Source organism: Emticicia oligotrophica DSM 17448, assembly GCF_000263195.1.
In the GTDB taxonomy this organism is placed as follows: domain Bacteria; phylum Bacteroidota; class Bacteroidia; order Cytophagales; family Spirosomataceae; genus Emticicia; species Emticicia oligotrophica.
Genome location: NC_018748.1, coordinates 1,900,362 through 1,921,191 on the forward strand (window position 1 = coordinate 1,900,362; position 20,830 = coordinate 1,921,191).

General features: G+C 34.5%; 16 protein-coding genes. 8 read left to right on the forward strand and 8 right to left on the reverse strand.

What is annotated here, in order from left to right:
* Nucleotides 1-23 precede the first annotated feature (23 nt).
* Both EMTOL_RS07895 and EMTOL_RS07900 read right to left on the reverse strand, forming a co-directional pair.
* Complete coding sequence (locus EMTOL_RS07895; RefSeq protein ID WP_015028750.1) at nt 24-578, reverse strand: SPOR domain-containing protein; 555 nt, start codon at nt 576-578, stop codon at nt 24-26.
* Nucleotides 579-776: 198 nt separating this feature from the next.
* Nucleotides 777-2,486, reverse strand: a complete 1,710-nt coding sequence (locus EMTOL_RS07900) for an AMP-binding protein (protein WP_015028751.1) — start codon at nt 2,484-2,486, stop codon at nt 777-779.
* 201 nt (nt 2,487-2,687) lie between these two features.
* On the opposite strand from EMTOL_RS07900, the gene EMTOL_RS07905 reads away from it, so the two are divergent.
* The 6 genes from EMTOL_RS07905 to EMTOL_RS07930 all read left to right on the forward strand — a co-directional run bounded on the left by EMTOL_RS07905 (nt 2,688) and on the right by EMTOL_RS07930 (nt 10,087).
* On the forward strand, nt 2,688-3,728 hold the full coding sequence (locus EMTOL_RS07905; RefSeq protein ID WP_015028752.1) for a glycosyltransferase family 2 protein: 1,041 nt from the start codon (nt 2,688-2,690) through the stop codon (nt 3,726-3,728).
* Complete coding sequence (locus EMTOL_RS07910) at nt 3,728-4,555, forward strand: glycosyltransferase (RefSeq protein WP_015028753.1); 828 nt, start codon at nt 3,728-3,730, stop codon at nt 4,553-4,555. The genes EMTOL_RS07905 and EMTOL_RS07910 overlap by 1 nt, the downstream gene beginning before the upstream one ends.
* A 57-nt stretch (nt 4,556-4,612) precedes the next feature.
* The gene (locus EMTOL_RS07915; protein ID WP_015028754.1) at nt 4,613-5,536 is read left to right on the forward strand and encodes a glycosyltransferase; all 924 of its coding nucleotides are present in this window, start codon (nt 4,613-4,615) and stop codon (nt 5,534-5,536) included.
* A 25-nt stretch (nt 5,537-5,561) separates the two neighbouring features.
* The gene (locus EMTOL_RS07920) at nt 5,562-7,373 is read left to right on the forward strand and encodes a hypothetical protein (protein ID WP_015028755.1); all 1,812 of its coding nucleotides are present in this window, start codon (nt 5,562-5,564) and stop codon (nt 7,371-7,373) included.
* 59 nt (nt 7,374-7,432) lie between these two features.
* Complete coding sequence (locus tag EMTOL_RS07925; RefSeq protein ID WP_015028756.1) at nt 7,433-8,800, forward strand: NAD(P)/FAD-dependent oxidoreductase; 1,368 nt, start codon at nt 7,433-7,435, stop codon at nt 8,798-8,800.
* Between the two features lie 333 nt (nt 8,801-9,133).
* Entirely contained in the window at nt 9,134-10,087 is a 954-nt protein-coding gene (locus tag EMTOL_RS07930) for a glycosyltransferase family 2 protein (RefSeq protein ID WP_015028757.1), read from the forward strand.
* Between the two features lie 198 nt (nt 10,088-10,285).
* Here the strand turns inward: EMTOL_RS07930 and EMTOL_RS07935 are convergent, their stop codons facing one another.
* From EMTOL_RS07935 to EMTOL_RS07950, 4 genes are all read right to left on the reverse strand, one after another.
* Nucleotides 10,286-10,543 (reverse strand): SWEET family sugar transporter, encoded by a 258-nt coding sequence (locus EMTOL_RS07935; protein ID WP_015028758.1) that lies wholly within the window; start codon nt 10,541-10,543, stop codon nt 10,286-10,288.
* Between the two features lie 150 nt (nt 10,544-10,693).
* Nucleotides 10,694-11,506: an enoyl-ACP reductase FabI gene (locus tag EMTOL_RS07940; RefSeq protein WP_015028759.1), complete on the reverse strand. Its 813-nt coding sequence runs from the start codon at nt 11,504-11,506 to the stop codon at nt 10,694-10,696.
* Nucleotides 11,507-11,684: 178 nt separating this feature from the next.
* Complete coding sequence (locus EMTOL_RS07945) at nt 11,685-13,484, reverse strand: acyl-CoA dehydrogenase FadE (protein WP_015028760.1); 1,800 nt, start codon at nt 13,482-13,484, stop codon at nt 11,685-11,687.
* A 183-nt stretch (nt 13,485-13,667) separates the two neighbouring features.
* On the reverse strand, nt 13,668-15,338 hold the full coding sequence (locus EMTOL_RS07950; RefSeq protein ID WP_015028761.1) for a family 78 glycoside hydrolase catalytic domain: 1,671 nt from the start codon (nt 15,336-15,338) through the stop codon (nt 13,668-13,670).
* 261 nt (nt 15,339-15,599) lie between these two features.
* Between EMTOL_RS07950 and EMTOL_RS07955 the strand changes: the two genes are divergently transcribed.
* Both EMTOL_RS07955 and EMTOL_RS07960 read left to right on the forward strand, forming a co-directional pair.
* Nucleotides 15,600-17,960, forward strand: coding sequence for a TonB-dependent receptor (locus tag EMTOL_RS07955; RefSeq protein ID WP_041693470.1), 2,361 nt, complete (start codon nt 15,600-15,602; stop codon nt 17,958-17,960).
* A gap of 35 nt (nt 17,961-17,995) precedes the next feature.
* A complete protein-coding gene (locus EMTOL_RS07960) occupies nt 17,996-18,898 on the forward strand; it encodes a DUF4249 domain-containing protein (protein ID WP_015028763.1) in 903 nt (300 codons plus the stop codon).
* Nucleotides 18,899-18,900: 2 nt separating this feature from the next.
* On the opposite strand, the gene EMTOL_RS07965 is transcribed toward EMTOL_RS07960, so the two are convergent.
* Complete coding sequence (locus EMTOL_RS07965; protein ID WP_015028764.1) at nt 18,901-19,878, reverse strand: radical SAM protein; 978 nt, start codon at nt 19,876-19,878, stop codon at nt 18,901-18,903.
* Nucleotides 19,879-19,934: 56 nt separating this feature from the next.
* Complete coding sequence (gene accD, locus EMTOL_RS07970) at nt 19,935-20,777, reverse strand: acetyl-CoA carboxylase, carboxyltransferase subunit beta (RefSeq protein ID WP_015028765.1); 843 nt, start codon at nt 20,775-20,777, stop codon at nt 19,935-19,937.
* Between the last annotated feature and the right edge of the window lie 53 nt (nt 20,778-20,830).

A 20,830-nucleotide genomic window follows, 5' to 3' on the forward strand; every position in this document is an offset into this window, starting at 1 on the left:
TAGCAATTATTCAAAATCCAAAATTAATTGGTTTGCATACTTTTCTTTATATCGATTCGCTCTGATACCATCATAGCCATTGAGTAACGTTGCTTAATTTGCGAGTAATACCTTTCAGCGTCTAATTTTGAAGTAAAATCACCTGCTTTTAGCTTGTATGTGGGTTGGCTATAAGAAAGATAAGTATTGAGCTCTGGAAAACTTTGATAGATAAAAGCTTTCGCCTCATCTACTTCTCTGCGGTCATTTCCTACATATACTTGAATACGATATCCTGAAGCATAGCGAATATTCTTATTTCGAACAGCTATTGAATCAAGGGCAATATCTACTTGTGTATTTACTTGCTGCGGAAGTGTTGCAATGGCTGTTGTCGATTTATCTTTTACAACAACCTTTGTTTCTGTAGGTATTGTAGTTGTTGGTTTAGCCTCATATTTTACCCGTACAGCCGAAAGATCTTCTTCGTAATCGCCGATTGCAATATTAGTATTTTTGCTGGGACTAGCAGAACGGCTACAAGCACCAACAACAATTGATAGACAAACACAAAGTATCACTTTCGAAAAAATCTTCATTGTATATGTTTTAGATTTTAGGCCGAACTCTATTTTATCTCGAAAAAGATGGCCAAAATTATGAAAATATTTGTTGCTTAACGATAAATTTTGAGAAAAGATATGATTAATATTTAGTAGGCATACTACTTTTTTACTTTTAAGTTAAATAAAAAGCTCGATTCGGTTGAATCGAGCTTTTTATTTATTTTACCTGTCTTACTTCTTAGCCATTTCTTCTTCTTTTAAACTTCTACGAAGAATTTTACCAACATTGGTTTTTGGTAATTCTGTTCGGAACTCAATATGTTTCGGACATTTATAGGCAGTCAAGTTTTCTCGACAATATTTCTTTATATCATCTGCTGTAAGATTTTGGTCTTTTTTCACCACAAATACCTTCACCGCTTCGGTTGATTTTTCATCAGGCACGCCAATACAAGCAACTTCGAGTACTCCCGGACAAGTAGCTACTACATCTTCGATTTCGTTTGGATAAACATTAAAGCCCGAAACCAAAATCATATCTTTCTTTCTATCAACAATTTTGAAGTAGCCATCTGCATCCATCACTCCAACATCACCTGTTTTAAACCAAGCACGCTTATCGGCATCAATAAACATAACTTTAGCAGTTTCATCTGGTCGATTATAATATCCTGCCATTACCTGTGGCCCGAAAGCACAAATTTCGCCGGGTTCTCCTACGGCTGCCCAAGTTTCATCATCTTTCAAAATTTTAACTTCAGTGCTTGGCCACGGAATACCAATAGTACCTACTCTATTCTCTCCAATCAAAGGATTTGATGTAAGTACAGGCGAAGTTTCAGACAAACCATAGCCTTCGGCAGGTAAATTACCCGTAAGTTCTTTCCAACGATTAGCTACTACACCTTGAAGAGCCATGCCACCAGCCGATGTAATTACTAGTTTACTAAAATCTACTTCTTTGATTTTGGGGTGATTCAATAAACCATTATAAAGTGTATTCACACCTGTAAATACATGCGGTGGATATTTTTTCAAATCCTTAATAAATGCTTCTAAATCACGTGGGTTGGTAATTAACAAATTCATCGTACCCGTTTTCAATGAAGTAAGAGCATTTACAGTTAAAGCATAGATATGATATAAAGGCAATGCTGCCACAACCACCACTTTTTCATCGGTGATTTTATGAGTCAGTACGCCTTGCCATACATTGTTTGCTTCAAGGTTAGCTACAATATTTCGGTGTGTAAGCATTGCTCCTTTCGAAACTCCTGTTGTTCCGCCTGTATATTGGATAAAAGCTAAATCAGAGTTCTTCATTTGAGGCTTCGCCCAAGTAAGGCTAGCTCCTTGTTTCACCGCATTCATGAAAGGCACTGCCGAAGGGAGACTAAAAGCAGGCACCATTTTCTTTACACTCTTGACAACAAAATTGACGATTTGCTTTTTCGGGAAACCTAACATATCACCCAACTCTGTCACGAATACATGCTTAATTGAAGTATGTGCTATTATCTTCTCAAGACTTGAGGCAAAATTTGCTACGATTACGATTGCTTTTGCTCCAGAGTCTTTGAACTGGTGTTCCATTTCGCGTGGTGTATAAAGCGGATTCGTATTCACAACTGTTAAACCAGCACGTAAAGCACCAAACATCGCCACTGGATATTGTAGTACATTTGGCATTTGAATGGCGATACGGTCACCTTTTTGCATACCTATACTTTGTAAGTAAGCTGCAAAGTTTTTTGAGAGAGTATCTAATTGCCCAAATGTAATTTCTTTACCCATACAGGCATAGGCCGACTTGTTGGTATGGTTTTTAAAACCCTCTTCCATCAACTCCAAAATTGAGGGGTAGGCTTCTGGGTTAATTTCGTATGGAACTCCTTGGGGATAGTATTTCAACCAAGGAAATGTTTCAGTGGTAACAGGCATATCGGTTTTATAGTTTGTTTGTATTTTTCGATGTAAAAATAAGACGATTTATTGATTTAAGGTATCAAATAGGGCAAAAAAACTCTCATAATCAGAATATTTAATGTTATTCTAATATTATAAAGCCTTTTTAAATTAATTTTACCTAGTATTTAAAGCTTTGTAATAAAGCTCGTATTTGTGTAGTCAATAATTAATTTTTTGAATCCATTGGAAGTAGAAAATAATGCCTTTACTCAAAAGGCTCAAGAAGGGCAATCTGATATAAAAGTTAGTGTAATTGTATTAACTTACAAACACGAAAAATTTATTCGAAAAACACTCGATTCTATACTTGCTCAACAAACCAATTTTAAATTTGAGGTAATTGTGGGCGATGATGCTTCTCCAGATACTACTGCAGAAATCATTAAAGAATATCATACTAAATATCCTAGTATAATTGTTCCGATGCTACACCAACAGAATCTTGGTGGTTTTGGCAAGAATAATACCTTAGCAGCCTTGGCTATTGCTAAAGGAAAATACATCGCACCTATGGATGGTGATGATTATTGGACAACAGATAAAAAACTTCAGACACTTGCCGACTTTTTAGACCAAAACGAAGATTATGTAGCGTGCTTTCATAATGCTGAAATTATCTTTGATGATGATTCTCACCCCAACCAATTTGTTAATCAACCTGACCAAAAAGAAGTTGTAACGGTTGAAGACTTTATTGGCGAAGATGAAGTTTGGTTTATAGCTACTTCTGCAATTTTATTTAGAAATGGTGTGATTAATCATTATCCACAGTGGTTCCACGAATCAAAAAGTGGTGATATCCCTCGATACATTCTATTAGGCAAAGGTGGAAACAAATTCAGGTATATAAATGAAGTGATGTCGGTTTACAGAAAAAACCGTCATAGTGGCATGAGCTTCACAGATGGCTATAAAGATGCCGAGTTCTTGCAAAATCGGATTGGTATGTACCGTGGTATTGATAAAGAATTAAACTATAAGTTTCATCAAACGCTCAATAAAAATATTGCTCGCTACTACCGAATGATGCTTGATAGTAAACAATATACAGGCAAATACTTTAAGCAATTACCCGTTGCTATTCAATATCTAAGATTAGGAAAACCAAGCACAGAAATTCGTCGAGAAATAATCAGAGAGTATATTTTTCCAAAGTGGCTAAGTAATCTTTATAGTTTTTTTGCACTTTTACCTCATCGACTAAAATCTAAATAATGATACCTAAAGTTAGTATTTGTGTACCTACCTATAATCACGAAAAATATATCCGTCAGATGCTTGACGGTGCTTTAATGCAAAAAACTGATTTTGATTTTGAAATTATCATTGGTGATGATGCTTCTACTGATAATAATCAACAAATCATTCAACAATATGTGGATAAGTACCCCGCAATCTTTCGGGCTTTTCTACATAAAGAAAATCAAGGACCAAAAGAACCGAAGGAATTTGGCGGAAGAAACAATGTTTTGGGTTTGTTAAAAGCTTGTAAAGGAGATTACGTAGCCCTTTGCGAAGGTGATGACTATTGGACAGACCCATTAAAACTACAAAAACAAGTAGATTTTATGGAAACAAATCCTGATTATGCGATTTGTCACCATAATATGCGAGTAATTTACGAAGATGGTTTTCCTGAACACAATTTCAATGATGATAATCAAAAAATAGAATCAACGATTGTGGATATTTTGGAAGATAGTTGGTTTATCGCCACTGCATCTACACTTTACAGAAATATTTTTCGTGAAAAAGATTTTGTTGATTGGCATAGTCGTGCTGCGGCTGGCGACTGGGCTTTGGTTATTCAACTGGCAGCTACTGGAAAAATTCATTACATACCAGAAACAATGGGTGTTTATCGAAAACATCGAGGTGGACTAAGTAATATTCATTCAACAACCAATCTTTATTTCCTAAAAAATCGAAAACAAATGTTTGCTGATGTTAACAAATGGCTAAATTTTGAATATAATTCTACTATTCAACATACTTTGGCAGCTTACGATGAACAAATAAAAACACTCGAAACTAATTTTTAGTATTTTTGCCAAATTAATAATTGTATTTTTTTCTCCCCTTTTCGGGGCTGGAGTTTTATGTCTCATAAAATAGCTATCATTACACCTCTTTTCAATGACTGGGATTGTCTTTACAAACTCGTAGAAGATGTGCGTAAAGTACTTTTACCAACACAGTTTGCTGATTATCGTTTTGTAGTTGTAAATGATTGCTCGAGCCTTGAAGTAAACAAAGCCAAGTTAGAGGGACATCCAGTTGAGATTATTAATCTTAATAAAAATCTTGGTCATCAGAAATCAATCGCCATTGGTATTTCATACTTGAATGAAAAGTCTGAGCAAGACTTCGTGGTTGTGATGGATGTTGATGGTGAGGATAAACCCGAACATTTACTCATTCTACTTGAAGAAGCAGTGAGTGGAAAGGCAAATGAAATTGTTTTTGCTCGTCGAACTAAGCGAAAAGAGAGTTTTTTCTTCAAAATATTCTATAAAGTCTATAAACTCATTTTTATATTTCTTACTGGAAAAGTTATCAACTTTGGAAACTTCTCGGTTATTCCCAAAAAATTAGTTGATAATGTTGCCCACATCTCAGACATATGGAATCATTATCCGGGTGGAGTAATTCGTTCAAGATTGTTATATAAATCAGTAGGTTTAGAACGTGGAGAAAGATACATGGGTAAATCTAAGATGAATTACACTTCACTGGTCATTCATGGCTTAAGTGCGGTTGCTGTATATGTCGATACTGTATCTGTAAGATTACTAATTGCCGTTTGTTTCCTTATTTTATTAGCATTATTCGGAATTTCGTTGGTATATATTTTTAGCCTTTCTATTCCTTTTTGGGGTCTTCTGTTATTCTTCGGAATCCTGATGCAAGCATTCTTGAGTACTCTTATCTTAGTTTTTACGGTACTTTCTTACCGAGTAAATTTTAATTTTTTACCCGCTGTTCACTTTCAGAATTACATTCAAACAGTAGAAAAGGTATAAAATTATTTTTCTTTCGCACAAAATCATGAATAAAAAAACAATCATCTATTTATTGATACTTTTGCCTATTGTTGGCTTTTATGTGTTTGTATTAAATAATTCTTTCAATATTGGTTGGAATGATGATTGGCATGGCATCGAGGGGTTCTTGGCAAGTTGGATGCAACAAGAAACATTCTCTGAGAAAATTGGCTTGCTTTTTTCTCAAATGTGCGAACACCGAATTCTTTATGTTCGTCTTAGTACGCTACTTTGCTATTATTTATTTGGAGAAGCCAATTATCAAATACTAATGATTATGGGGGTTTCGTACCTCATGATACTTCCTTTTGTATTTTATCGACTTTTGAGAGAAATTAATTTAGGATTAGCTTATTTAATTCCGATTTTATTCTTCATTTTTAATATACAACCCATTGAAAATATCTTTTGGGCGATTACCTCACTTCAGCCAAACATTGTGATAATTTTTGGTCTATGGGGGTTTTCTTTACTACTTTTCAACAAGCAAAAGTGGGCTTTTTATTTGGCCAATGTCTTATTCTTTATTGCTATGTTTACTAATGGCAATGGAATGTTTTCGTTTATAGCAGCCATTCCGTTAGTGTTTTATGCTCGTACCCGTTCTGAACGAATTCAATACTTGGCAATTCTTGGTTTTTCATTTATCCTTTATTTCTTTGATTTCAAAAAACCGGGTATTCGACCTGATGTGATGATAAATTTCACCCAATATCCTCACATTCTGATAGCAGATATTTTTGCTTTTTTTGGTTCACCAATAGATAGCACCGTGCAGTTTTATAATATTATGCTTAAATATACGGTGGCTATTTTGTTTGGGGTTTTAATGCTAGCTTGGGTTTTGTATCAATTATGTGTGTTTTTATACTTTTGGTTTCAAACAACCTACAAGGGATTAGCCATTGAAAAAACGAGTACTTTGTACCAAAATATCATCAAATACCCCAAATTTAACCTCTTTTTACTTGCTGCTTTAATATTTGTAGGCTTAAGTGGCTCTGCTTTCGCTGCTTCAAGGGCGAGTCAGGGTTTAGAACAAGCTTTTGCCAGTCGATACAAAACGGTTGCATTGATTCTTTTTATCATTGTATATCTGAGTTTCTATAATGTTATTCAGGTTAAAAACTGGTCAAAGTATTTAAAAACTTCCATTTTGGTTGCTTTCATTTTCGGTGCTTTTTCTTACTATGAAGCTTGGGACGATGTAGAAAATCGTAGAAAATTCTTCGGAACTACCATTTTGAATTGGAAAAATAATGGGCGATATTATTATTATGCTTTTGCACATTCTCGCACTCCCGATGACCACGCTCCTATCTCATCTTATCAAAGATTACCTATCCCGCCCTATAATTATGCAGGTTTTGTTCCGGGAGTAATGAAATATGTTAATGATATCTTGTGGATAAGTCGTGTTCATTTCAAAAATTATACACCACCTGCTGAAATAGATAGCTTAAATTTTACACTTTATAAAAACCAAATTGTAGGTAATTCGGGCGAATTGGTAAAAATTAAGGAAGAAAGCAATCTTTTCCACATAGAAATCAACAATTTGTTCATTCCTGCCAACCGTAGATATGATGGTTACTATGCTTTATTTAGCAATGACAAAAATCGACTGGCTTTTTACCTTGAAACTCAAGCAAATAAATTTTCAAATTTTTTAAGTTCTCAAAAGTTTTATAACAATCGAATAGATGTCATTGTAGCCAAGCCTGACCTCCCTATTGGAACTTTTAATATGCAAATCGGAAAACTTGAAAACGGCCAATTTAAAATAATCAAAGAACAAGTGATTGAAATTAAGTAGCCTAATGTTGGTCATAGACAAGAATAAATTTTTATAAATCTCTTTCGAGAACATTTATTATGAATACTGAAGTAAACAATACATCCACTACTAGCGGAAAAGAAAAACTAACTATCATCGGTGGTGGAATGACTGGTCTTGCGGCCGCTTATATTGCTGCCAAACAGGGAGTAAAAGTAACCGTAATCGAAGGAAGCGATAAATTTGGTGGGCTTCTGAATACTTTTGAAATAGGTGGTAACCAACTCGAACATTATTACCACCACTTTTTCACACAAGATGCCGAACTTCGTTGGTTGCTTGAAGATTTAAAAATAGCCGATAAAGCTTTCTACAAAAAAACAACCATGGGCGTTTTTCGTAATGGAAAAATCTATGACTTTAATTCTCCGATTGATTTATTAAAGTTCAAACCCGTTGGAATAATTGGTAAAGTTCGTTTTGGTCTAACAAGTCTTTTCCTTGGTAAAGTGGCCAAATGGCGTGAAAATGAAGGTATTCCAACATTGGATTGGTTTTATCGTTGGGCAGGTCGAGATATTACTGATGCACTTTGGAAGCCCATGCTCAATATTAAATTTGGGCCTTATGCCAATAAGGTGCCTTTAGCTTGGATGATTGGTCGGATGGCTCAACGCTTAAACTCTCGAAAAGGAGGAGACGAACGTTTGGGATATATCAGCGGTAGCTGGAAAACCTTGATGGATACACTCATGAATCGCTTAGAATCAATGGGTGTAGAATTAATCAAAAACGAGCCAATTGAAGAGTTTAAATTATCAAATGGTAAAGTAGAAGGCATTATAACAAAAAACATGACTATTGATGGTGGAAAGTTTCTTTTAACAATTCCTTCTCTCTATTTCGATAAAATTAAAAACTGCCCACTTAATGCCAATGGGGTTGAGTATTTTGGTGCAGTTTGTACAATTTTAGAACTGAAAAAATCATTTAGTCATATTTATTGGATGAATGTTGCCGACGAAGGATATCCTTTCGGTGGAGTTATTGAACACACAAACTTTATTCCGAAAGAAGAATACAAGGGTTCGCATATCATCTATCTGTCTCGTTATTTTGCCATGAGTGAGTCATTGGCTAGTATGACCGAAGAAGAAATTAAAGCAGTAATGATTCCACCTTTAAAGAAAATTAATCCTGATTTTTCGGAAGATTGGATAAAAAATGTCTTTGTTTTCAAAACTAATACAGCCGCAACCGTTTGTGATTTGAACTTTTCGAACAAAGTAACAAATTGTAAAACTGCTACCGAAAACCTTTACTTAGCAAATATGGTGCATATTTACCCTGATGAACGAAGCACAAATAACTCTATCAGGGTTGCTGCGGAAGCTTGTAAAGCGATGGGTATAAGTGCTGATTTTGTACCTTATGGAGCTTCCCTTTCTGGTCAAATTGGATTTTGATATTATTTTGAAAAATAATTAGACTATTTTTCAAGTGTAAAACTTTTCAATAAACATCTGCGTTTTTATAACATACGCTCACAAAAATTAAAAGTCTTGTCTTTCCAAAGGCAAGACTTTTTTGTTTTCTTATCGTTACTTTTCTCAGTTTTCTCCTTCAAAAAACATATCTTTGCATTATATTAAATGTAATTTGTATAATTGGGCTTATCAATGAACGATAAACATCTCAATCTTACCGATTAACTACTATTTAATATTTAGATAATTACTCAACAAATGAAAATAGTTGTTTTTTTCAACTATTGAGCATCGACCTACTTTAGCAGACCAATGATTTCGATTGTTATCCCGATTTATAACGAAGAAGAAAACCTCCAAAATCTTTATACTCGCCTTACTAACGCTGCCCCATCTTGGAAAGAAGATTACGAAATCGTGTTGATTGATGATGGTTCAAGAGATAAATCACTCACGATGATGCGTGTTATGGCTGAAAAGGATTCACACGTTAGGGTTATCAAACTTTCAAGAAACTTTGGTCATCAACCAGCTATTTCAGCGGGAATTCAAGAAGCAAAAGGCGATGCTATCATTATTATGGATGGCGACCTACAAGACCCACCAGAAGAGCTATATCGCTTTTTAGATAAATGGCGTGAAGGCTACGAGGTTGTGTATGCTGTACGTACTAAACGTAAGGAGGGTTTCTTCAAGAAAATAGCTTATTCAAGTTTCTATAGAATTCTAGCCGCTATTTCAGATATTGAAATTCCACTTGATTCCGGAGATTTCTGTGTGATGGACAGAAAAGTAGTGAATGTTTTAGTACACGATATGCCTGAGCAAATTCGCTTCATTAGAGGAATGCGGGCTTACGCAGGGTTTCGACAAATAGGTGTTACTTATGAGCGTGCCGAACGTGCTGCTGGTGAAGTAAAATATACTTTCAAAAAACTTGTAAAATTGGCCTTAGACGGCTTATTTGGCTTCTCAAGCTTCCCATTACGTGTTTCCACTTATTTAGGAATTACAATCGCATTTCCTTCGCTTTTTATAGGTTTATTCTTTTTACTACACCGATTATTTGGATTCAAAGTATTTGGTCATACTCCTGAAGAAACTCCAGGCCTTGCTTCTTTAGCAGTGGGAATGTTTTTTCTAGGTGGCGTAATGCTAATTATGCTTGGCATTATCGGAGAATATATTAGTCGAATTTATGTTGAAGTGAAAAAACGTCCGTTTTTTGTAATTGATGAGATTATTGAGAAGAAATCTGGGAACTGACCCTCGGCTTCGCTCGGGTACCAAATTCGACTTCATTAGGGTACAAAATTTAGCTTCGCTCGGATACCAAATTTGACTTTGTTCGGGTTCTATGTTTGGCTTTGCTCGGGTACCAAGTTTGACTGTCTCATCTATTGTTTGAAGAGCATAGTGATTTTCTTTTGGTGATTTGAAATTTTTATCGACCAAAAGAAAATCTTAAAGTGATGTTTTTCTGTATTTGAATTTGAAAAACAGAATCACCAAGGAAAGAATCAATGTAATTGCATTGGCTGCAATCACTGGAAATGCCTTCACTTTAATTCCATATATCAACCACATACCTACACCTGTAGTAAAAATCAAGAACATAGCTAAGGATACATCTTTAGCAGATTTTGTGCGGTAGATTTGTAACACTTGCGGAACAAATGCCAAGGTGGTTAGAATACCAGCCAAATAACCTAATGTTTCCATTTTTAATTTATTTTGTTTACTGCAAAATAACGGAAAAGTTATATACTTTTGTTCCAATTAATTGATAATCACAGATAAAACTTTAAATAATACAAAAAGCCTCGGCAGTATTTTACTTACCGAGGCTTTTATTGAAATTAATTGAATATCTTATTTATTCATCATTTCCATTACATCTTCCGAAATACCTGTATTTACAAAACCACCATCGTGGAATAGGTTTTGCATCGTAACCATACGAGTAAGGTCAGAGAATAATGTGATACAATAATCTGCACATGAATCAGCCGATGCATTGCCAAGTGGAGCAATTTTATCGGCAAAATCGAAGAATTTATCAAATCCTCCAATACCAGAACCTGCTGAAGTTTCAGTTGGAGATTGAGAAATAGTATTTACACGTACTTTTTTCAACTTACCGAAGCGATACCCATAACTACGAGCAATTGATTCTAACATTGCTTTAGCTTCTGCCATATCTGTATAGAATGGGAATGTACGTTGAGCAGCCATATAGCTTAATGCTACAAATGAACCCCATTCATTCATGGCATCAAGTTTTTCGGCTGTTTGTAAGAATTTATGGAATGAAAGAGCAGAAATATCAACACTTTTCAAAAACCAATCGTAGTTCAAATCTCCGTAAGCTTTTCCTTTACGAATATTTGGTGACATACCAATTGAGTGAAGAACAAAGTCGATTTTTCCACCGAAATGTTCCATTGATTTTGTGTAAAGATTTTCGATATCTTCTAATGAAGTTGCATCAGCTGGGATTATTGGAGCCTCACATATTTCGGCTAATTTATTGATTTCACCCATACGCATTGCGATAGGTGCATTTGTCAATACGATTTTAGCACCTTCTTCGTGTGCTTTCAACGCAACCTTCCATGCGATTGATTTTTCGTTTAATGCACCCGAAATGATGCCTGTTTTACCTTTAAGGAGTCCGTATGCCATAACTTGACTAATTTCAGAGTTTAAGATTGATGAATTACGAATAATATCTGTCGAATTATCATTTCAAGTGTCAAAGGTACATATTTTCTGAAAAATAAAAAACCGCCTTCCAAATCAGAAAGACGGTTTATTGATTTTTAGTTGTTGATTCTAAGCCTTTAAAAAATTACCCTATCCATTAAAAAATATACTTGTTCTCGGCAATCATAGCATCAGCTACTCTGCGACGAGCTTCTTTCACATTCATTGGTTCGATTTTCGTGAAGCGTTTTAAGCCCATTAACATTACTCTCAATTCATCACCTTCTGCAAATGAAGTAATTGCTTCACGGCCTGCATTATTTACTTTGGCTACTGCTTCTTGTAAGTAAATCAAAGCCATATCTTTTTGAAGTGATACCGCCGCTTCGCCTTTGATACCAATCAGTTTTTCAACTCTTAATAATGCTGATTCGGCCGCATAAATTTCGATGGCCATATCGGCTACATTCATCAAAATTTCTTGTTCATTTGATAATGACATCATAAACTTCTGTACAGCAGCACCTGAAACCATTAAAGCAGCTTTTTTCAAGTTTTTCAATACTTTCTTTTCTGCTGCAAATAGTGTTTCATCATCAGAAGCACCAAAATCAGGAATAGACATGATTTCTTTGGCAACAGCCATTGCTGGGCCCATCAAATCAAGTTCGCCTTTCATTGCTCGCTTCAAAAGCATGTCAACAATCAACATTCGATTGATTTCATTTGTACCTTCAAAAATTCGATTAATACGGGCATCACGATAGGCACGCTCAAGTGGAGCTTCTGCCGAATAACCCATACCACCATATACTTGTAAGCTCTCATCTACTACAAAATCTAAAACCTCTGAGCTATGTACTTTCATGATTGCACACTCAATGGCAAATTGTTCGAGTGCCTTTAACTTCGCATCAGCATCATTCAAACCTTGTGCTTTTAAATCTTCAATGGCATCGTCAATGTTTTGCCCCGCACGGTAATTTGCAGTTTCAGAAACAAAAATACGAGTAGCCATTTCAGCTAATTTATGCTTAATAGCTCCGAATGTTGCAATAGAAACACCAAATTGTTTACGCTCATTTGCGTAATTGATTGCATGATTCAAAGAACCCTTCGAACCTCCAATAACTGCTACCCCCAACTTGATACGTCCAACATTAAGAATATTTACAGCAATCTTAAATCCATTTCCTCTACTTGAAAGCATATTTTCTACTGGAACATGGCAATCATTGAAGAAAATCTGACGCGTATCTGAACCCTTAATACCTAATTTATGCTCAGGCTCATTCATTGTAATTCCACCAAACGATTTTTCTACAATAAACGCCGTCAAGTTTTTATCATCATCAATTTTTGCAAAAACAATAAACAAATCTGCAAAACCACCATTGGTTATCCACATCTTTTGTCCATTGATAATGTAATGCTTTCCATCTGCTGAAAGAACAGCCTTCGATTTACCAGAATTTGCATCCGAACCAGAATCTGGCTCTGTCAAACAGTAAGCAGCTTTCCATTCTCCCGAAGCAAGCAATGGAAGATATTTTGCTTTTTGTTCATCATTTCCGTAATAAACAATTGGTAATGTTCCAATACCTGTGTGTGCCGATTGTGCAACTGAAAATGAGTGTCCCGTTCCAAGAGCTTCAGCAACTAGCATTGAAGTATTGAAGTTCATACCAAATCCACCGTATTCTTCTGGTACTGCAGTACCCAACAAACCTAACTCGCCAGCTTTTGTCATTAGAGTTGACATTAACTCTGGCGATTTTGCATTATCAATTTCATTCAAACGTGGGTGAACTTCTGTTTTTAAGAAATCACGACAAGTTTCAGCAATCATTAATTGCTCTTCAGTAAACTCTTCTGGTATGAAAATTTGGTGAGCTTCTACTTCTTTCACTAAGAATTCGCCACCTTTAATCGATGCTTTATTTTCGGTTGCTGTCATGGTATTTATAGATGAATATTTTTATCAAAGAATATTATGCGTGCATACTGTTACAAAGATAAATATTTTTAAAATTATTATGCAAGCATACTAATGAAATATTTTTGGAAAATTTTAGAGGTATAACAAAAATCCCCAACACTTTACTTGTATTGGGGATTTTATGAGACATTTATTTAGATTTTACTCGATTGTTAATTCGTAATTACCACTTCCTACTTCAAATATTGCTTTATCCTTTTCTGATTTCAAGTAAGTTATTCCTTCTATTTTTACAGGCTTTTTCTTAACTACAAAAAACTTCCCTCCTTCTTTAATATTATTGATAGATTTTCCTGCTATTAATGGCAATTGTACTTGTACTGTTTGATTAGCAGGTACTGAAAGTTTCAAACTAAACTTATTACCTTGTAGATTTGATTGAGCTGAAATCTGTCCATAATTAGTATCAATCACTTTGGACTCTGTTGAAAGAGATGCACTAATAATTGTCTTGTTCTCATTAAAGTTAGGTTCTGTTACAGATTTTGGGGTATAACGTTTTTGGATAAATTCATCTGTATAAGCAAGGTTTTCAACAAACGGATTATTCTCATATATAACCTTTGCCAAGAGCGTATTTTCATCTGCCTTCTTTGGAAGCCCCTCCACTTCAACATATCTAAAGCCATGGAAGGTGAATTTTGGCTCCCATTTTTCAATCCCATAACCTTTTAAAAGATATTTATCAGTGGGTTTTATTCCTTTTTGTTCTACCAAACCTTTTTCGGTTAATGTCTCGGCATATTTCAATTCAACTTCTTTAGTAGCTTTTCCTTCAGTTTGTAAGTAAACAAATCCTACTATATTTTGCCCGAAATCAAAAACATACCTACCTTTTCTTGGCTCTGTGATTTTTACAGCTTTTATTTCTTTAATAATTTGTATTTGAGGCGAAATTAATGGTTTTAATTCTTGACTATTTTGTGGTTCATCCATCAATGCGGCATTTTCCCAGTCTTTTCCGTACTCAAGTTGAGCGTTGTAAACTTCGCCACCATATACATTATTTGATATTATTGGTGAAAGTCGAGTTTTCCAACTACCATCTGAAATAACGGTCTGACGAGAACCATCATAAAACTCCATTTCCATTTGAAATAAAAGTTTGTTGAGTTGATTCCCTTTCTGCCATCCATTTCCAAGAGTTGCAGTAATAAAGTTAATTCCTATGCTTAAATCTTCGTTAGATACTTCATAAATCTGATAAGGTATCATTTTTGAATCTTTTAGCAATCCCGGAGTAAGGTAATCTTGACCTACTTTCTTTCCATTAAATATCAAATGATAAGCACCTATTCCGCTTACATATATCCTTGCACGTGTAGCTCTTTTTCCTAAATTGAATTCTTTCTGAAGCTCAATGGCTTTGCCTTCAGTCGAATTTTTTCCAATCCAATGTGCAGACCAATCTTCTTTTTTAAGTAGTGCCATTTCCCACCAAGAAGCTTCACTATATAAGGTAGGTTTATTTTTTTCGTTCCAAACTTTAACTTTCCAGAAATATCTTTTTCTCGACTCGAGTGGTTTTCCTGCATATTCAATTTTTAATGATTGGTCTGATTTAACCATTCCCGAATTCCAAACATTACCATTATCTTTCTTTAGTTCAGCTTCGCTATCTGCCACCAAAATTTGATATGCTGTTTGTTTTGCCCCGCGAGTGGTAGCTTTCATTTGCCATGAAAGTCTTGGTTTAGTTACCTCTAATCCAAATGGTGTTTCTTGATATTCGCAACGAAGTTTTTCTAAAGTTTGAGAAAATAGGCTTTGTGTAATGAGTAGGCTAAATAATACTAAGATTGTTTTTCTCATGGAATTCTTTGGTTTCTTTTTTTTATTCAATTTTTTTACTCGGCAATTTCCAAAAATAATCTTTATTTGTTGCCTATTTTGACACTATTTTTGTTTTTAAAGGTTGCTCTGTTTCTTAAATTCTCCCTTTCATCCTTCATTATTTCGGCTTTGTCAAGCATTCCTTTATAACCTTCTCTGGCTTGTTTAGTTTTGTATTAAATAGTACTAAAACTAATCTGTAGTTTTCACATTAAATTTTTTATTCACAAAATCCAATTCATGAAAAAACTATTATTGTTGTTAATTTCCCTAAATTTCACGTGGAATCTTATGGCCCAAGAAAAGATGACCATAAGTGGTTATGTAAAAGATGCTTCAAATGGTGAAGGATTAATTGGGGTTTCGGTCTATGTTCAAGAAGTAAAAACAGGTGCTCAAACAAATCCTTATGGATTTTATTCTATTACTCTTCCCAAAGGAACGTACAATTTAGTTTTTACGTATGTAGGCTACCAAAAAATCACTAAGAATATTGATTTGCAAAATTCTGATGTGAAACTTGATATTGAATTAAAAGACGATTCAAAGCTATTGCAAGAAGTGGTAATTACTTCAAAAAAAGCCGATGAAAATGTTAAAAGTCTTGAGATGTCAGTGAATAAAGTTGATATTAAGACTATTCAAAAAATGCCTGCTTTATTGGGTGAGGTTGATATTATTAAGAGTATTCAATTTTTACCTGGGGTAACTTCAGTTGGAGAGGGAGCATCTGGCTTCAATGTTAGAGGTGGTGGAATTGACCAAAACTTAGTCTTGCTTGATGAAGCTCCTGTTTATAATTCTTCGCATTTATTTGGTTTTTTCTCGGTATTTAACCCTGATGCGGTGAAAGATGTAAAGCTTATCAAAGGCGGTATTCCTTCACAATATGGTGGAAGGGTTTCTTCTATTTTAGATGTAAGAATGAAAGAGGGAAATGCTAAAAAGCCACAGTTTTCTGGCGGAATTGGAAGTATCTTTTCTAGGTTTACTTACGAACGTCCCTTTCTTCAAGATAAAGGTTCATTTATTGTTGCTTTAAGGAGGTCTTATATTGATGTATTGGCAAAACCTTTTCTAAATTCTGATTTAAAAGGTACTTCTTTTTATTTTTATGATTTTACTGCGAAAGCAAATTATAGAGCGAATGAAAAAAATACTTTCTTCCTTTCAGGCTATTTCGGTCGTGATACATTTGGAGCAGACTTTGGTTTTAACTGGGGAAATGCCACTACCAGCTTCAGATGGAACCACGTTTTCAACAACAAGCTATTTTTAAATAATACTATTTTTTATAGTAATTACGATTATGCTCTTCAATCTGATTTAAAAGAAGAGAATAAGCAGGATGCTTTTCGTTGGAAATCAAATATCATTACTTACAGCATAAAACCTGATTTTACGTATTATCCAAATACCAAAAATACCATTACTTTTGGCGGACAAATGATTTATTATACATTCAACCCTGGGCAGGCAGTTGCTATTTCAGGAGGTGTTGAAAGGACAATAGGTTTAGATGATAAATTTGCTTCTGAGAGTGCACTTTATATTGGTAATGAACAAAAAATCAGCTCAAAGATATCCTTACAATATGGATTAAGATATTCGCTTTATAATTATCTTGGTAAAGGTAAAGCGATAGAGCTAAGTAAACCTACAACTAATGGAGAGCGTAGAGATGTGATTAGTACTACTACCTTTGAATGGGGGAAATCTATTCAACAATATGGGAATTTAGAGCCTCGATTTGCCGCTAATATTGGTCTTGGACAAGATAATTCAATTAAACTTAGCTACAACCGTTTAGCTCAATATTTGCACTTGTTATCGAATACAACTGCCTCTTCTCCATTAGATGTTTGGACTCCTAGTAGTAATAATATCAAACCTCAAATTGCTGACCAATTTGCATTAGGTTATTTTCAAAATTTCAATGATAATCTTTTTGAAACTTCAATTGAGGTTTTCTATAAAAACCTTTATAATCAAATTGATTATGTCCGTAATGCTGACTTACTTTTAAATCCAAATGTTGAGGCAGATTTACTCTTTGGAAAAGGCCGAGCTTATGGTGCTGAATTTTATGTAAAGAAAGCTAAAGGAAAATTAAATGGCTGGGTAAGTTATACTCTTTCACGTACAGAAAGAAAAATCGAAGGACTCAACCAAAATCAATGGTTTCCGAGCCGTATTGACAAAACACATAATCTTTCTGTAGTCGGAATATATGATTTGAATAGTCGTTGGAGTTTTTCCACTAATTTTACCTTTAGCACTGGTACACCTGCTAGCTTTCCTACTAATAAATTTATTTGGCAAGGTTATGCTCTACCACATAATTATTATGATACTCGCAATGGTTATCGAATTCCTGCATCGCATCGCCTAGATATCGCAGCTACTCGCCAAACCAAATTTGCTTTATTTAAGCGTGGTACTGGCGAATGGGTATTTTCTATATATAATGTGTATAATAGAAGAAATCCATTTTCTGTTTTTGTCAGACAAAACGAAACTGACCCAACCAAAACTGAGGCAGTACGTTATGCTGTATTTGGTTCAATTATTCCTGCAGCTACTTATAATTTTAAGTTTTGATTTTCTGCACTAAATCTTAGAAATATTATATAAAAATGAAAAATATTCGTATTTTACTTTCAATCTACTTTTTATCCGCATTTTTATTTTCATGCACTGATGTAGTTGAAATTACAGTAAAAGAGGGCGTGTCTCAGCTTTCGGTTGATGCTTTGATTAATAATCAAGCAGAAACTCAAAAAATAAAGCTTACACTTTCTCAAGGTTATTTTGATAATTCACCCATTAAACCTGCTATTGGTGCTCGGGTAATTGTTTTTGATGAAGATAGTGTTGCTTACGAATTTAAAGATTTAAAAAACGAAGGTATTTATACTTTCGACGCAAAATTTAAACCTTTAAATAAACTCGGAAAACAATATGCTCTTTATATTAATTATGGCGGTGAAGAATATGTTTCTCTTTCAAAACTAAATAGAGTACCTAAAATTGATTCTATTAATTACGAAATAACAAAGCTTCCTATAAAGCCAGAGAATGGACCACAAGATGGTTTTCAACCTCAGTTTTATGCCAATGATTTTACAGGTGAAGGAGATTGTTATTGGGTAAAAGCAGCTAAGAATAGCAAGTATTTTTCGAAAGCAAATGAAATAACTGTTGCCTATGATGCTGGCTTTAGTCCTGGTTCAAGAACAGATGGACTTCTATTCATTCAACCTATAAGACAATCAGTGGGTAGAGAACTTTATTCTGATAAGGATACTCTTAAAGTTGATTTATATTCGATTACTAAAGAGCAATTTTATTACCTTCAATTTGTACAACAGGTATCTCAGGATGGTGGACTATTTTCTACTCCTTTATCAAATATTCCTACAAACATTATCAATCGAAATGCAAACTCTACTAAAAAAGCTGTTGGTTTCTTTGGTATTTCAGCGGTGAGCTCTTTGCAAGCAATTATTGATAAAAATAAGGCAAAACCCAAAAAATAGATTTAAAATAATTCCTTCCAAGTTCCTTTTATATAATTGTATTTTAGGGTACTTGGAAGGGCTTTCCAAAAGTATTTATTAATTTCTACCGAAAAAGAAGGTTGCATATAACAATTAATTACACATCCTTCACACTCTTTTAATCTTCCTTCTAAAGCAACAATCTCTTGTACTTCTTTCGATTTGTAGAGTTCTAATAAATTATTTTTAATTTGAAAATCCTTTGTCCCGAGATGGTAGCATGGCAAAATAAGTTTATTTTCTGGAGATATTACAATTGTTGTAGAAGCTGCTTTACATACAGGATTTTCTATCTTATTCCCACCATTTTTTCTTAGCTCTATGAAGGCTTCATTTAAGTAAACATTTTTTTGTTTTCCCCAACAAACAAGTTTTTTCAAAGTTTCGGCTGATAATGATTCTCCCGTTTCTACATTATTATATTCGAATACTGGATTTAGTATTAAGACCAAATTATTGGGTCTACATATTTCTTTCCACACTCTTTCTATCTTATCTACATTTTCTTCAAATACTGTAAATAATATATCTGGTCTTTCCTTATTTTTTTTCGCAATTTCTATTGAATCTAATACTTTATCGAAGCACTTTACACCTCTTGATTGATTATGTTCTTCTTCATCCGGAGAATCTACTGAAAAATGAAGCATATCTATTTTTCCTTTGAGACGTTCGGCATACTTTGGATACAATAGACAATTGGTTGTAACAGTTGTGATAAAACCTTCTTTCTTTGCTAAAGCCAATAATTGGTCTAATTCTCGGTGAAGTAAAGGTTCCCCACCAGTAAAATCAATTACTTTAACACCAAGTTTTTTTAAATCACGAATATTTTCTTTGAAGTTTTCTAGTGTAATGTACGGAGAAGGTTTTTCCCATATATCGCAGAATCCACAAGTTGCATTACAACGGTAGGTAAGATAGTAGTTGCAAAGAACTGGGTGGTTAATCAGTTTCATGTGAATTTCGTTTGGGTGTTTACAGGCCTTTAACCTGTAAACACTTTCAAGAACGATTACTTAATTATTTTTAATAAACTAGCTAGTTTATCTTTAAGGTCTTTTCTATCCACAATAAAATCAAGGAAGCCGTGCTCCAACACAAATTCTGCAGTTTGGAAGCCCTTTGGTAATTCCTTTCCGATGGTTTCTTTAATTACGCGTGGTCCGGCAAATCCAATTAATGCTTCTGGTTCAGAAATATTAAAGTCACCGAGCATGGCATAAGACGCTGTCACTCCACCTGTAGTTGGGTCTGTCAATAAAGAAATATAGGGTAATCCTGCTTCTGATAATTGTGCTAAACGAGCAGAAGTTTTGGCCATTTGCATTAATGAAAAACCAGCTTCCATCATTCTAGCTCCTCCCGATTTAGAAATCATCAAGAATGGGAGTTTGTTTTTTAAAGCGAAATCAATTCCTCTTGCAATCTTTTCTCCAACCACTGATCCCATTGAACCACCAATGAAACTGAAGTCCATACATGTGACTACAATTTCAATTTCATCCAATTTTCCTACTGCTGTTCGAGCCGCATCTTTCAAGCCTGATTTTTTCTCAGTTGATTTGATTCTATCAACATAAGATTTCGTATCATAGAAGTTTAATGGGTCGCCCGAACGAAGGTCTGCATCTAATTCTGTATATTCACCTTCATCGAATAATAATTGAAAATATGCTTCTGAGCCAATTTTTTCGTGATAGTTGCAATTGATACATGTGAATGCATTTAGCTTATGTTCACGTGTGTGCATTGCCTTTTTGCAATTTGGACATTGATACCAAAGCCCATCAGGGGCTTCTCGTTTCATCTCCGTTGGAGTCTGAATTCCTTTATCTGTTCTCTTAAACCAAGACATATTAGGTTATATATTTTGAGGTGACAAAGGTAACTAAACTTAGTATTCGATTT